The organism is Maribacter luteocoastalis, from assembly GCF_048890225.1.
Classification (GTDB): domain Bacteria; phylum Bacteroidota; class Bacteroidia; order Flavobacteriales; family Flavobacteriaceae; genus Maribacter; species Maribacter luteocoastalis.
Genome location: NZ_JBMFZG010000002.1, coordinates 236,368 through 249,481 on the forward strand (window position 1 = coordinate 236,368; position 13,114 = coordinate 249,481).

At 35.5% G+C, this 13,114-nt stretch carries 14 protein-coding genes; 6 read left to right on the forward strand and 8 right to left on the reverse strand.

Annotation, left to right across the window (positions count from 1 at the left end; all coding sequences use genetic code 11):
• The first annotated feature begins 52 nt into the window (after positions 1 to 52).
• A complete protein-coding gene (locus ACOCEA_RS05615; protein ID WP_420755230.1) occupies positions 53 to 1,720 on the forward strand; it encodes a glycerol-3-phosphate dehydrogenase/oxidase in 1,668 nt (555 codons plus the stop codon).
• Here the strand turns inward: ACOCEA_RS05615 and ACOCEA_RS05620 are convergent.
• On the reverse strand, positions 1,717 to 2,718 hold the full coding sequence (locus ACOCEA_RS05620) for an NAD(P)H-dependent glycerol-3-phosphate dehydrogenase (protein ID WP_420755231.1): 1,002 nt from the start codon (positions 2,716 to 2,718) through the stop codon (positions 1,717 to 1,719). The two genes, ACOCEA_RS05615 and ACOCEA_RS05620, sit on opposite strands and share 4 nt — an antisense overlap.
• Before the next feature lie 124 nt (positions 2,719 to 2,842).
• On the opposite strand from ACOCEA_RS05620, the gene ACOCEA_RS05625 reads away from it, so the two are divergent.
• On the forward strand, positions 2,843 to 3,754 hold the full coding sequence (locus ACOCEA_RS05625) for a nicotinic acid mononucleotide adenyltransferase (RefSeq protein WP_420755232.1): 912 nt from the start codon (positions 2,843 to 2,845) through the stop codon (positions 3,752 to 3,754).
• A 47-nt stretch (positions 3,755 to 3,801) separates the two neighbouring features.
• On the opposite strand, the gene ACOCEA_RS05630 is transcribed toward ACOCEA_RS05625, so the two are convergent.
• A complete protein-coding gene (locus ACOCEA_RS05630) occupies positions 3,802 to 4,668 on the reverse strand; it encodes a helix-turn-helix domain-containing protein (protein ID WP_420755233.1) in 867 nt (288 codons plus the stop codon).
• A gap of 199 nt (positions 4,669 to 4,867) precedes the next feature.
• Between ACOCEA_RS05630 and ACOCEA_RS05635 the strand changes: the two genes are divergently transcribed.
• Together ACOCEA_RS05635 and ACOCEA_RS05640 are read left to right on the forward strand one after the other, a co-directional pair.
• A complete protein-coding gene (locus tag ACOCEA_RS05635) occupies positions 4,868 to 5,842 on the forward strand; it encodes a phytanoyl-CoA dioxygenase family protein (RefSeq protein WP_420755234.1) in 975 nt (324 codons plus the stop codon).
• Between the two features lie 82 nt (positions 5,843 to 5,924).
• Positions 5,925 to 7,550 (forward strand): SulP family inorganic anion transporter, encoded by a 1,626-nt coding sequence (locus ACOCEA_RS05640; RefSeq protein WP_420755235.1) that lies wholly within the window; start codon positions 5,925 to 5,927, stop codon positions 7,548 to 7,550.
• A 95-nt stretch (positions 7,551 to 7,645) separates the two neighbouring features.
• Here the strand turns inward: ACOCEA_RS05640 and ACOCEA_RS05645 are convergent, their stop codons facing one another.
• The 4 genes from ACOCEA_RS05645 to ACOCEA_RS05660 form a co-directional block, all read right to left on the reverse strand.
• A complete protein-coding gene (locus tag ACOCEA_RS05645; RefSeq protein WP_420755236.1) occupies positions 7,646 to 7,822 on the reverse strand; it encodes a hypothetical protein in 177 nt (58 codons plus the stop codon).
• Positions 7,823 to 7,987: 165 nt separating this feature from the next.
• Positions 7,988 to 8,467, reverse strand: coding sequence for a c-type cytochrome (locus ACOCEA_RS05650; RefSeq protein ID WP_420755237.1), 480 nt, complete (start codon positions 8,465 to 8,467; stop codon positions 7,988 to 7,990).
• 74 nt (positions 8,468 to 8,541) lie between these two features.
• Positions 8,542 to 9,501 (reverse strand): YheT family hydrolase, encoded by a 960-nt coding sequence (locus ACOCEA_RS05655; RefSeq protein WP_420755238.1) that lies wholly within the window; start codon positions 9,499 to 9,501, stop codon positions 8,542 to 8,544.
• A gap of 31 nt (positions 9,502 to 9,532) precedes the next feature.
• A complete protein-coding gene (locus tag ACOCEA_RS05660) occupies positions 9,533 to 10,510 on the reverse strand; it encodes an NAD(P)H-dependent flavin oxidoreductase (RefSeq protein ID WP_420755239.1) in 978 nt (325 codons plus the stop codon).
• Between the two features lie 114 nt (positions 10,511 to 10,624).
• On the opposite strand from ACOCEA_RS05660, the gene ACOCEA_RS05665 reads away from it, so the two are divergent.
• Together ACOCEA_RS05665 and ACOCEA_RS05670 are read left to right on the forward strand one after the other, a co-directional pair.
• Positions 10,625 to 11,104 carry an acyl-CoA thioesterase gene (locus ACOCEA_RS05665; protein WP_420755240.1) on the forward strand — a complete coding sequence of 160 codons (480 nt, stop codon included), beginning with the start codon at positions 10,625 to 10,627 and terminating at the stop codon, positions 11,102 to 11,104.
• 71 nt (positions 11,105 to 11,175) lie between these two features.
• Entirely contained in the window at positions 11,176 to 11,790 is a 615-nt protein-coding gene (locus ACOCEA_RS05670; RefSeq protein WP_420755241.1) for a GntR family transcriptional regulator, read from the forward strand.
• A 3-nt stretch (positions 11,791 to 11,793) separates the two neighbouring features.
• On the opposite strand, the gene ACOCEA_RS05675 is transcribed toward ACOCEA_RS05670, so the two are convergent.
• Complete coding sequence (locus ACOCEA_RS05675; RefSeq protein WP_420755242.1) at positions 11,794 to 12,699, reverse strand: DMT family transporter; 906 nt, start codon at positions 12,697 to 12,699, stop codon at positions 11,794 to 11,796.
• Positions 12,696 to 13,049, reverse strand: a complete 354-nt coding sequence (locus tag ACOCEA_RS05680) for an arsenate reductase family protein (protein WP_420755243.1) — start codon at positions 13,047 to 13,049, stop codon at positions 12,696 to 12,698. The genes ACOCEA_RS05675 and ACOCEA_RS05680 overlap by 4 nt, the downstream gene beginning before the upstream one ends.
• Between the last annotated feature and the right edge of the window lie 65 nt (positions 13,050 to 13,114).

The window sequence follows — 13,114 nt, forward strand, 5'->3', positions numbered from 1 at the left end:
ACTATCTATTTTCATTATTATAAGTAGATATCTTAACTATAGAAAGAAAGTTATGCAAAACATTAAATTTTCCAATCTAGACCGTCATAAAATCGTATCTAGACTCAGTAATGATGAGTTTGACCTTGTGGTTATTGGCGGGGGTATCACGGGAGCTGGTATTGCGCTTGATGCTGCTTCAAGAGGTTTAAAAGTAGCTTTGGTAGAAAAGAGAGATTTTGCCTCTGGTACAAGTAGCAAGTCCACCAAACTAATTCATGGTGGATTAAGATATTTGAAACAGTTTGATTTTTGGTTGGTTAAGGAAGTTGGCTCGGAAAGGGCCATAGTTCATAAATTGGCGCCGCACTTGGTCTTGCCAGAAAAAATGTTGCTGCCCCTAATAGAAAATGGTTCGTATGGTAAATGGCTTACATCAATAGGCCTTAAGGTATATGATATTCTTGCACAGGTTTCTGGTGATGATCAAAGAAAAATGCTAGATAAGAAAGAGGCTTTAAAACTGGAACCATTGTTGCCAAAAAAAATATTAAAGGGTGCTGGGTATTATGCGGAATATCGCACGGACGACGCCCGTTTGACTATTGAAAATATTAAGACTAGCTTACTTTTTGGAGCTTGCGCCTTAAATTACGCGGCAGTCACAAATTTCATTTATACCAATGAAAAGGTATCCGGTGTAAAGGTAAAAGATGAATTATCCGGAGAGGAATTTAGTATTTCATCAAAGTATGTTATAAGTGCTGCCGGACCATGGGTAGATGAGCTAAGGGGGATTAACAACTCTAAAAAGGGGAAGCAGTTACATCTTACTAAAGGAGTTCATTTGGTTTTTCCTTATGAAAAACTACCAGTAAAGCAGTCTGTATATTTTGATATTCCTGATGGGCGAATGATGTTTGCCATTCCACGCGGTAAAATTACGTATGTAGGTACAACGGACACTAACTATAATGATGATAAGGATAATGTGAAAACCAATCTTGCTGATGCCATTTATTTGATTTCAGCAGTTAACAATATGTTTCCTGATATTAATTTGGAGTTGGATGATATCGTTTCCTCATGGGCAGGATTACGCCCCTTAATTCACGAAGAGGGGAAATCTGCTTCTGAACTTTCCAGGAAAGACGAGATTTTCATTTCGGATACCGGATTGGTGAGTATTGCAGGTGGGAAGCTTACAGGGTATAGAAAAATGGCAGAAAGGGTAGTCGATAAAATTGCCGATAGATTGGCCACTGATTATAAAACTGAACTAAAACCCTGTTTTACCGAAAAAATAGCACTATGTGGCAATACCAATTTTAAAAAATATAAACACGTAAAAAAATATATTACCACTATTTACGACCTAATTGAGCAAGAAGGTTTCACAAAACATGAAGCTTGGTTTTTGGTTACTACGTATGGCCACCAAACAGAAACGATATTGGAATATTACAAAAAGGGAACTGAACTGGATAAGGCAACAAAACTTGTTTTAGCGGAATTGGAATTTGGAATCAATTATGAAATGATCCAAAACCCAATGGATTTCTTTATTAGAAGAACAGGGAGGCTATATTTTGATATAGACAGCATAGATACGTATTTAGAAGCAGTTATTGAGTACTTTAAAAAAGTTTTTAAAACTGATGAGCAAACCATTAGTAATTGGAGGGATACCCTTCATAAGGAGATAAAGATTCATTCAGATTTTTCTTTGGAAAGGGCTTAGTCTAATTTTTCAGTTAACGTAGCAAATACCTTTTTCGCATTTTTCTTTTCATAAAGCACGCTATATACGGCGTCTATTATTGGGGCTTTTACCTTTTTCTTAAAGTTGGATTTTATTTCAAAAGCACTTTTGGCCGCATAATAACCTTCAGCAACCATGTTCATTTCCATCTGGGCACTTTTTACGGTATAGCCTTTACCTATCATGTTTCCAAACATACGATTACGGCTAAAAGTAGAATAGCCTGTAACCAGTAAGTCCCCTAAATAGGCAGATTGGTTAATATTACGGTCTATGTTATGGATACGCTTAGTGTATCTTTTCATTTCACGAATGGCATTGCTCATAAGCACACTTTGAAAATTGTCCCCATAGCCCAATCCATGTGCAATTCCTGCGGCAATAGCATAGATATTTTTAAGCATTGCGGCATATTCCGTTCCAATGATATCTTTGCTGATTTTTGTCTTTATATAATTACTGGAAAGGTTTTTAGCAATCAAATTAGCTTTTTTCTTATCAACACAGGCAATGGTTAAATATGACAACCTTTCCATAGCTACCTCCTCTGCATGGCAAGGTCCGGTAATAACGCCTATATTGTCAAATGGGATGTTGTAGGTCTCATGAAAATGCTCACCTACAATCAAACCTGTTTCCGGTACAATTCCCTTAATGGCAGAGAAAATTATTTTATCCGTTAATGATTCTGTTAGTTTTTGTAACTCTTCCATTAGAAAGGCAGATGGTATGGCAAAGATGAGTACATCCGCAAAACGAATTATTTCATTAATGTCATCCGTTAATAGCAACTGTTCAGTATTAAACTCGACTGATGTTAGGTAGTTAGGATTGTGCTTTTGAATTTTTATATAACCAATGGCATCAGAATTACGCATGTACCAACCTACCTTTTCTTGGTTTTCCGTCAACATCTTAACAAGGGCCGTTGCCCAACTCCCACCTCCTAAAACCGCAAATTTCAACTCTTTCTTCATTCCATATAATTATGAGTTCAAAATTACCAAATTAAAAGTATCATGTTAATATTTGATAAACAGAAGGTTAACTATTTTGGCATGGTGCTTGTTTTATACCAGTGAAACCATAATACCCAGTACTATGAAAATTTTAAAATTACTTTTTGGATATACCCTATTGGCAACGCTATTGGTTTCTTGTTATGCGGAAGTTATTGTTGATGACGAATTTATTGAGGAATCGGCCTATAATACTGATCAGGTATTACAGTCCTATGATTTATGGTATATAGCTATTAATGAAACACGTGGTAATGGCGAAGTGCCTTTTCTACAAAGGGCCTTTACAGTAAGTTTTAGAGGGGGTATTTTTTATGCCAACAATAACCTGGTCGGAATAGGTAAATCTGGTAATGGTTTAGGATTGGATACCGGTTATTATGAAACGTTCAGAGGTGTGGTTGAGGTAGACCATGTTGTAGATGGTAAATGGTTATTGGAAGTTTATGCCTTAAATGGTAATACGTTAGAATTATATGATGCCCGTTCGGATACTTCCTATGTTTTAAAAGGATACCAAAAAAATAATTTTGACTATGACCAAGTTTTTTATGACAACATTGGTTATTTCATTCAGGAATACGACGCTTGGGAAAAGTCCTATACTAGTGAGGCAGGAATGTTGAATGATTTTGATGAGGAAAATTTCCTTCAATTTTCACCTTCTTTATTCAGATCTTCCGTAGATGTCCCAGGAACATCTTTAAGCAATTTGCAATGGGATTTTGAAGGAGTATACCAATTATACGATGTTGTAGGTGACGCAAGCTTAAAGACCCTTACCTTAGATTATGATTTTTTTGACAACGATTACTTTGAGCTTTACGTAATCAATGATAGCACCATTGAGTTGTATCATCCAGATAGTGGCACTGTATATGAATTTAAGGGTAAAGGATACCAGCAGTACTTAAAAACAGGTAAGGGTGTCATGGATAAGAAAAGAACAAATACCAATAATCCTACCATGGATGTTAAAAGGAAGAGAAAATAGATTTTTAAGGTTACTTAGTTGGTTGATAACCACCAATAGAAAAGTTTTTATTGGTGGTTTTTATAGTAGTTTTTTACATAGGATTTTTTAAACATTGAAGGATTTTCCCCAGTTATCTTTTTAAAACTTCGGTTAAAATAGGAAAGACTTTCAAACCCACATTCAAAACAAGTTTCACTTACATTTTTACCAAGCAATAATAATCTTTTTGCTTGGCTGATACGGTATTGATTTAAAAATGATGTAAAAGTGCTTCCAGTTGCTTTTTTAAAATACCTGCAAAAAGCAGGTTTGGTCAAATTGCATATAATGGCAACTTCTTCTAAGGCAATTTTTCCTTGATATCGCTCATCAATCAATGCATATATTTTTCTAATTCGTTTTTGTTCCTTATCACTATATCGGTTTATATATGGTTTCTTGTGAAGTAATACAAATTCTGCGCTAGCAGACAGTTTTTTAAGAATGGTCATCACTTGCATGAAAAACTCAAAAGGTTGTAGTTGGTGTAGTTTTTTCATTAAAACACCGATTTCAATTTTGGTATCCCCATAAAAGGCGATACCATATTTGGCTAATTCTAAAAGGCGTTCAATTTGTTTTAATTCTGGTAGACCGTCTGTAATCATATCCTTAAAGGAAGGCTTCATATGCAGCACTTCCTTTCTATATGAGGTCTTAACGCCATGGTCAAAATTTAAATGTGGAATATTACTGCCAATGAGAACTAGGTCGTTGTCTACAAATTCGGAAATATGTTCGCCAACATGTCTTTTGGCACTGGCACCTTCAATATATACCAATTCTAATTCTGGATGAAAATGCCAATAAAACAGATGGTTCAGTTTAGGGTTATGAAGTAACCTAAACGGACTTTTAGATTTTGGTGAGATACTCTCTAATTGTACTTTCAAGGTGTTTTTTTATTTGGTTATTTCAGATAATTTGTAGTGTCCTTTTTTAAGAACATCACTGAATTGATATTTATATTTCTAATAAAGCATATTAAATGTCAATATAGTTCAAATTTGAATCAATATCAAGGTGGTTTCAGTTTAGCATCTAAGCTAATTTTATCCTAATCGATTTAAAAACATTAAAAATAGTTTCGACATGCAAGGAATATCAAATAAAATAGAAATGGCCAATAAGGCCCATGAGGAAATCCCTGGAAACCCATCTACAGCAACAAGTAGTAAAATTAAGTTGAACAACCGTTCTAATGGTAGGCCTTTACGTGTATTAAGCGAGGACGATTGGCAATTTTGGAAACATAACGGATATATAGTAATTAAAAATGCCGTACCTAAGGAACAGGCACAAATGACTGCGGATTTTTTATGGGAATTTGACGAAAAAGATCCGAACGACTCCAATACTTGGTATGCCCCTGCAAGGGCAGAAATGAAAATGAAGGAACTAACAGGAACTGGAATGGTAGAGGTGTACAATCATCAATACTTATGGAATAATAGGCAAATGCCTAGGGTTTATGATGCTTTTGTAGATGTATGGGGAACTGAAAAATTGTGGGTAACCATTGATAGGGCCAATTTAAACTTTCCCTTACCACCGGGGGTGAACAAGAAGGGTTTTATTCATTGGGATTATGATCCAGAGACCAGACCACAGAATGTGCAAGGGGTATTGGCATTGGCAGACCAAACTGATGAAAACATGGGCGGTTTTCAATGCATACCTTGGCTATACCGCCATTATGATAAATGGAAATTATCCCAACCTGATGACCGAGACCGTTTTCAACCAGATTTAAATGGTTTGGAAGATAAAATTGTTAAGGTTAAAATGGAGACTGGTGATTTGTTAATTTTTAATAGTACTGAACCACATGGCATACGCCCCAATAAGTCCAATGACAAAGTGCGAATTGCCCAATATATTTCAATGATGCCTGCTGAAGAAGATAATGAAGCTTTAAAAAATTGGCGCATCAATTCTTGGAAAAATCGGATTGCCCCAGAAGGGTATGCCTTTCCTGGAGATCCTAGAAATTGGGAGCAGACAAAATATGAAACCGCTAAGTTAACTCCATTAGGCGAAAAATTATTAGGATTAAAAGCGTGGTAATTTGCTAAATCATTAATAATCATTTGCTTTCTAGTGCCATCGCAGAAATAATACTATTTTTGCGCCCTTAAAATAATAAGCTGTGCGTAAGTATTTGAATTTGTTCGATTTTAAGCAGAAAGTAGATTATAAAACAGAGATTCTTTCCGGTTTAACGGTGGCCCTTGCCTTGGTGCCAGAGGCAATTGCGTTTGCACTTATTCCAGGGTTTTCTCCTCTAACAGGATTATATGCAGCATTTGTTTTGGCATTTGTAACTTCCATTTTTGGTGGTCGACCTGGAATGATATCTGGAGCTACTGGTGCGGTTGCAGTGATTTTTGTAGGGTTGATTTTGGAGTTAAAACGTAATTTTCCAGGCATAGAACCAGAGACTATTTTAAACTACGTTTTTGCCACAGTGATATTGGCAGGAATTCTTCAAATACTGGCAGGAGTTTTACGTTTAGGTAAGTTTATTCGCTTAGTACCCCACCCGGTTATGTTTGGGTTCGTAAACGGACTTGCCATCATTATTTTTATGGCGCAGTTTCCAAATTTTTATCAAAAAGGAACAGGTAGTCTATTGTCCGGTAATCCTATGTATGTAATGTTGGGTTTAACGATATTAACTATGTTAATTATCTGGGGACTTCCTAAATTAACCAAGGCAGTTCCTTCATCATTGGTTGCCATAGTGGTAGTTTCGGCCATAGTGCTGGGTTTTGGAATTGATACTTTAACCGTTGCAGATACTATGCGAGAAGGAGAAAGTATTAAAGGTGGTTTCCCCCCACTATCTATTCCCCAGTTGCCATTTACAATGGAAACCTTTAAAATAATCATTCCCTATGCAGTGATTGTAGCAGGAGTTGGTCTAATTGAAAGTTTGCTTACCTTAAATATTATTGACGAGATAACCGAGACTAGAGGTAGTGGTAACAAAGAGTGTGTTGCGCAGGGAACCGCAAACATTCTATCTGGATTTTTATCAGGAATGGGTGGTTGCGCAATGATCGGACAGAGTTTGATCAATACTTCATCAGGTGCCAGAGCTAGATTATCTGGAATTACTGCAGCGGTGATGTTGTTGGTTTTCATCATGTTTGGATCTAGTCTTATTGAAAGATTACCAATGGCGGCCCTAGTAGGTTTAATGTTTATGGTAGCTATTGGAACATTTGAGTGGGCTAGTTTCAAAACTTTTGGCAAGATGCCCAAATCAGATGTTATTGTTATGGTATTGGTGACCTTGATAACTGCAGTTACACACAATTTGGCGGTAGCCGTATTGTTAGGGGTTATAATTTCTGCCTTAGCCTATTCTTGGGAGAATGCAAAACGCATTCGTGCTAGAAAATATGTAGATGACAAAGGGGTAAAACATTATGAGATATATGGTCCATTATTTTTTGGATCGACTACACTTTTTTCTGAGAAGTTTGATGTCCCCAATGATCCTGATGAAGTTATCATAGATTTCAAGGAAAGCCGTGTTGCCGATATGTCTGGTATTGAAGCTTTGAACAAGTTAACCGAGCGTTATGCCAAAGTTGGTAAAAAAGTACATTTACGGCATTTAAGTAAAGATTGTATCCAATTACTTGAAAATGCCAATGAAATTATTGATGTAAATGTTATGGAAGATCCTACATATAAGGTTGTTGTGGACAAAGTAAAAAAGAGCGATAAAGAATTAGAGCGTCCTTTTAATTTGTGGGAGTTATAATAGCTATGAAAATACTAAATCATTTATTTTACATATTTTATTCCAAAAACAACTAGAATAATACTTAAGGTTATTGTTGAGATTACTAAATTGTTTCATTGATTTTGTTCCGCCTTCATAATAATTTTATCCCGTATTAATTTTTGCTGAAAAGGGGTAAGCTGCTTAAAGGAGAGTTTGGTTTCTTGGTTGTAATTTTCATAGTGTTCCCGAATCTCTTTATAGGAGCGTCTTTTCTTTAATAGAGCCTTATTTGCTTTAATAACTAACATTGGTTGACTGGCTGATCCCAAAAGATGATATTTTATATACAATAAGTAGAAAAACTTCTTTACCTGTTACAGAATTACCAATTTATAATTAATGAGAAATAAAAAAACCCTTTCAATAATTTGAAAGGGTTTTTTTATAGTCCCAATAGAGTTTTGGGATATTTTTTAAAGCGTACGCAAGTACTCGGCTACCGCTCTTGCATCATCCTCACTTAAGTTTTGATTAAGCATTATAGCATTATTGTATTCTTTTAATAAAGCTTTAGCAATTGGATCTTCTTTAAGCATGCCATCAGGATTTAAAATCATGTTCATTACCCATTCTGGACTTCTTCTTTCATAAACACCTTTTAAAGCTGGTCCAATCATACGTTGTTCTGCCATATGGCATGCAGTACAGACAGTTTGAAATTTTTCACTCCCTGCAGCAGCTAAATCAGCATTGATCTCATCTCCAAAATCTACATTTGAAATTGGACCTACACCCTTATTGTCCATATCTACCGGCACACCTTCTGCTGTTGTGGCGGCCTTAACTTCCTTTTTGGCACGGTTCATTTCAAAACCATCTTTCTTTTCTTCTTTCTTTTCACCACAGCTAACTACTAATGTTCCAAGGGCTAATAAGGTTACTAATTTTCGCATTTTCTATTGTCTTTAAGTCTAAAAAAATTGTTGCAAGGACTAATATAGGAATTTTTATTTGCTCAACACTCAGTCTATAAATTTTTAAGAAATTCTGTTGTTCGCTTTTCGCTATATGTTATATTATTTTTACCATGAAATCCCACATGTCCGCCATGTTTGGGAATTTCTAGAAATAGATTTTCGTTATATTTTGCTTCTTGAACAGGGTAACAGGCTTCACCAAGAAAAGTATCGTTTTGTGCATTTATAATCAAGGAAGGTACTTTGATATTTTTTAGAAACTGCAAACAACTGCATTTATCATAATAGTCCATTGCATCTCTAAAACCATGCGCCTTACTAGTGTAGATGTCATCAAAATCTTTTAACGTTTTAATCTTTTTTATATCAGAAACGGAAATTTCCGAAGGGAAAAGCTGTTGTTTTATTTTAAGCTTATCAATCAAGTTTTTTTTAAATTTTTGGGCATAATGCGCATTTTTTAAAGAGAGCAATTGTGCTAAGGAATCATCTAATTTACAAGGAACAGAAACGGCAACAGCACCCTTAATATATTTTGGAATGCTGTTACTTTCGCCTAAATATTTTAAGAGAAGATTACCCCCAAGACTAAACCCATGCAGAAGAATATTTTGGTATTTGTCCTTTTCTAAGATTGATACTATTATTTCTTGTAAATCTTCTGTAGCACCTGAATGATAGGATCTAAACAGTTTATTTGGCTCTCCGCTGCACCCTCTCAAATTAACGGCGCAGACATCAAAGCCATTTTGTTGTAGAATTTTTGCACTTCCCTTAATATAAGCTCTTTTAGAATTACCTTCTAAACCATGAATAATGACTACCACTTTCGAAGTTGGGGCTTGGGCATAACTCCAATCTAAATCCAAAAAATCCCCATCACTTAATAAAAGTCTTTCCCTATATTGTTCTGTATAATCTACTCTTCTTACTAACCCGGCATAAATGGTTGATAAATGCCCATTTCTAAAAAATAATCCTGTTTGGTATTTAGAACTTACTAATGGCATTCTTGTACAACTAAGAATTTATGAATTAACCTTATTTCTTGGTATAGTGTAACAGAAGTTTAGTTTGATCCTCTAAGGCCAAAATAAATTCTGTTTTGAGCTTGGTAATTAAGTCGGCTACGGGGACAGAATCCTGAATTAACGCAACACCTTGACCCGCAGACCAAATCGTTTTCCAAGCTTTGGCCTCTGTATCCATTTCTTTGCCAAAATCTATCTTGGTATCTTTTTTAAGATCTTCCTCGGTTATTCCCGCTGCTCGTAAACTTGCCCCTAAAAAGTTGGCGTGAACTCCAGAAATAGAAGCAGTATAAACGATATCACTTGCCCCGGCATCTATTATCATTTTTCTGTATTCAGGAGTTGCTTTGCTTTCATTTGTATTGATAAAGCGCGTACCCATATAGGCCATATCCGCTCCCATTTGTAGAGCAGAAGCAATGTCCCTTCCTGTACTTATACAACCCGAAAGTATAATGGTTTTGTGATAAAACTGCTTTATTTCCGCAACTAAGGTCATGGGGTTGATCGTGCCTGCATGACCACCCGCACCAGCAGTAACAAGAATTAAACCATCTACTCCTGCTTCTGAGGCTTTTTGCGCATGTCTTTTTTTAATAACATCATGAAATACCAAACCACCATAACTATGAATAGCATCAACAACTTGTGATACCGCCCCCAAGGAGGTTATTATTAATGGGACTTTATGTTTTATACAGAGTTTAAGGTCGGCCTCCAATCTAGGGTTGGTTTGGTGTACAATTAAGTTTACACCAAAAGGGGCCGCTTTTTTCCCTGTTTCTTCTTCAAATTCTTTTAAGGCTGTCTTAATCTCTATTAACCACTCCTCAAAACCTTCACTAGTGCGCTGGTTTAAAGCAGGAAAAGTGCCTACTATACCATTTTTACAACATGATATAACCAATTCAGGACCAGAAATTAAGAACATGGGCGCTGATATGGCTGGTAGGGTTAATTCTTTAATGAACGGTGCCTTTGATTCCATAGAAAGTAATATTGATTTTTAGAATTTAAGCAAATATCCTTTAATAAGGATATTTACTTTCCCAAAACTATGGTATTTTTATCAAGTATTATGCATGCATAGAAAATTAGAAAAATGTATTTAAAGGAATTTGAAATACGGTGGAGCGATATTGATGCCAATAGACATTTGGCAAATTCAGCATATCTGAACCTTATGAGCCATACACGAATGTCGTTTTTAATGGAAATAGGATTTAGCCATAAATTATTGGCTATGCATGAAATTGGACCTGTGGTCTTCTATGAGCATGTTTATTATTTTAAAGAGGCATTTCCTGGAAAACCCATAAATGTTTCTTTGGAAGTTATGGGGATGAGCGAGGATGCTAAATTTTTTGAATTCCATCATAACTTTTATGACCATAAAGGGATTAATTTTGCGCATTGTGAAATGATGGGGTCTTGGGTGGATTTACAGACTAGAAAATTAATAGGGCTGCCAGAGAACTTTTTAAAAACCTTTTCCAATGTTGAAAGGGCAGATGGCTTTAGAATATTGACCAAGGAGGATACCCGTAAATTCGCTAAAACTCCTAAAAATATTGATTTATAGTAGATAAAATCTGAACTATTTAAGAGGAGGACTGCTCATAATTAGTTTGCATTTTTTATATTTAAGTTTTTATGCAGTCATTGGTTGAACAACTAGAGGATGTCTATATAAAGTTGCGAAAAATGATCGTGACAAAAAAACTATTGCCAGGGCTGCAAGTGAGTAGGCCTAGTTTGGCCGTAGAACTTCAAACAAGTGATAATTTGTTGGATTTGGCAATTGAAAAATTGGCCAACGAAAATTTAATAATTATTTCGCCAAACAAAAGTGTTCAAGTGCGTGAAATAAGCACAGTAGAGATGATAGAAATTCTGGATTGCAGAATTGCTCTAGAGACCAAGGCCGTAAAACTTTTCACATTAACTGCAGCGCAAGATAAAATAGACGATTTAAGAAATCTTATGGTACCTTTTGAGAAAGGGCCACAAAGCATCCATGTTTTTCAAAAAATAGACCGGCATTTTCACGAATTGATTGTAAATAATTGTGGTAACAAAACACTTAAGGAATTATTTGATAAATCCAATTTTTGGGAATCAATGGAGCTAATTGGGATTACGCGGTCCTTAAATGATGTTTTACAAGAACACCTGGATATTATATCTGCCATTCACCATAGAAATCATAATAGGGCAGTATTGCTAATGCGTAGGCATTTAGAATATTGCAAGGATTCTATTCTTTAAGCCTTAAACTTTTTTGTCTACAGTAGAAATAGGTTTTTTGCTTGCTAAATAAACGCCAAGCATTACAAAACATGCGGCAATAATCTTAATTGTTGTTAAACGGTCTTGACCAGTGCCAATAGCATAACATATGCCTATCAACGGTTGTACATAAACGAAGGCACTTAATGTAGAGGCTTTTAATTGGGTCAAGGCAAAAATGTTGAAAAGGTAGGTGCAAAATGTAGTGCCTATTATTACAAAAGCAATTGCACCAACAGCCTCAATTGGTAAGTCTAACCATTCAATTTGTGTGAGTTCTTGGTAACCAAATGGTAGGCAAATAAGAATACCCACTGTAAATAACCATTTCATAAAAGTAAATGGGTGGTATTTTGTAATTAGCGTTTTTACAACAATTAAATACGCTCCATAGAAAATTGAGTTTAGCAAGATCAAAAAGTTCCCTAAAGGAATATTGGGAGCATCCTGTCTAATTTCAGCCCCAAAAAGTATAAGCCCCAGTGCGCCTAAAAGCCCTATTCCTATTCCAATTATTTTTCGGTTCCCTATATGCTCTTTAAGAACAATGGCCGATAATATTAAAACAATTATTGGAGTTGTAGTCACCAAAACAGCACTATTTATTGGAGTTGAAAGGGACAGTCCTTTAAAAAAGACCAACATATTGAAGCCCATACCAAGTAAAGCACATAGCAACATTTTTGGAAAGTCTTTTTTATCGATCTTTTCCTTGGGACCAAAGATTGAAATAAGCCAAAACAAGGCAGAGGCACCTATAACCCTTAACATTATAAACCCCATTGGAGGCACATAAATGGGCATCACCCCTTTGGCAATGGTATGATTAAGGCCATAAATTGTAGTAGCACCTATAGCTGCGAAAATAGCAAGTGTTCGTTTACTCAAGAATGTATGGTTTGCTTAGCAGCATCCACTACTTTTTTACTATTCCCAATAAAAATTTTATCGTCAACAATTAAAACAGGTCTTTTAAGAAATGTATAATGTTCTAAAATTAAATCTTTATAATCTTCTTCCGTTAGGTTGCTGTTTTTTAAATTTCTTTCTCGAAAAAGCACGGCCCTTCTACTAAAAAGCGACTCATAACTATCAGTTAGCTCCCGCATTCCTTCTAATTGTATTTTGGATATTGGTTCTGTTTTTATATCCTGTACTATAAAACCATCTAAGGGCTGTAATTCTTTAATTATGCGTTGACAAGTGTTACAAGTGCTCAGGTGGTATATTTTTTTCATCAATTTCTGAAGGTTATTTAAACTACAAAGAAACCCAAATCCCTTGAATTGTACTATTTTTAAAT

Excerpts from the sequence above, each read along its gene's own strand:
- ACOCEA_RS05615 (WP_420755230.1), top strand. The coding sequence starts at position 53 with ATGCAAAACATTAAATTTTCCAATCTAGACCGTCATAAAATCGTATCT.
- ACOCEA_RS05620 (WP_420755231.1), bottom strand. The coding sequence starts at position 2,718 with ATGAAGAAAGAGTTGAAATTTGCGGTTTTAGGAGGTGGGAGTTGGGCA.
- ACOCEA_RS05625 (WP_420755232.1), top strand. The coding sequence starts at position 2,843 with ATGAAAATTTTAAAATTACTTTTTGGATATACCCTATTGGCAACGCTA.
- ACOCEA_RS05635 (WP_420755234.1), top strand. The coding sequence starts at position 4,868 with ATGCAAGGAATATCAAATAAAATAGAAATGGCCAATAAGGCCCATGAG.
- ACOCEA_RS05645 (WP_420755236.1), bottom strand. The coding sequence starts at position 7,822 with ATGTTAGTTATTAAAGCAAATAAGGCTCTATTAAAGAAAAGACGCTCC.
- ACOCEA_RS05650 (WP_420755237.1), bottom strand. The coding sequence starts at position 8,467 with ATGCGAAAATTAGTAACCTTATTAGCCCTTGGAACATTAGTAGTTAGC.
- ACOCEA_RS05655 (WP_420755238.1), bottom strand. The coding sequence starts at position 9,501 with ATGCCATTAGTAAGTTCTAAATACCAAACAGGATTATTTTTTAGAAAT.
- ACOCEA_RS05660 (WP_420755239.1), bottom strand. The coding sequence starts at position 10,510 with ATGGAATCAAAGGCACCGTTCATTAAAGAATTAACCCTACCAGCCATA.
- ACOCEA_RS05665 (WP_420755240.1), top strand. The coding sequence starts at position 10,625 with ATGTATTTAAAGGAATTTGAAATACGGTGGAGCGATATTGATGCCAAT.
- ACOCEA_RS05670 (WP_420755241.1), top strand. The coding sequence starts at position 11,176 with ATGCAGTCATTGGTTGAACAACTAGAGGATGTCTATATAAAGTTGCGA.
- ACOCEA_RS05680 (WP_420755243.1), bottom strand. The coding sequence starts at position 13,049 with ATGAAAAAAATATACCACCTGAGCACTTGTAACACTTGTCAACGCATA.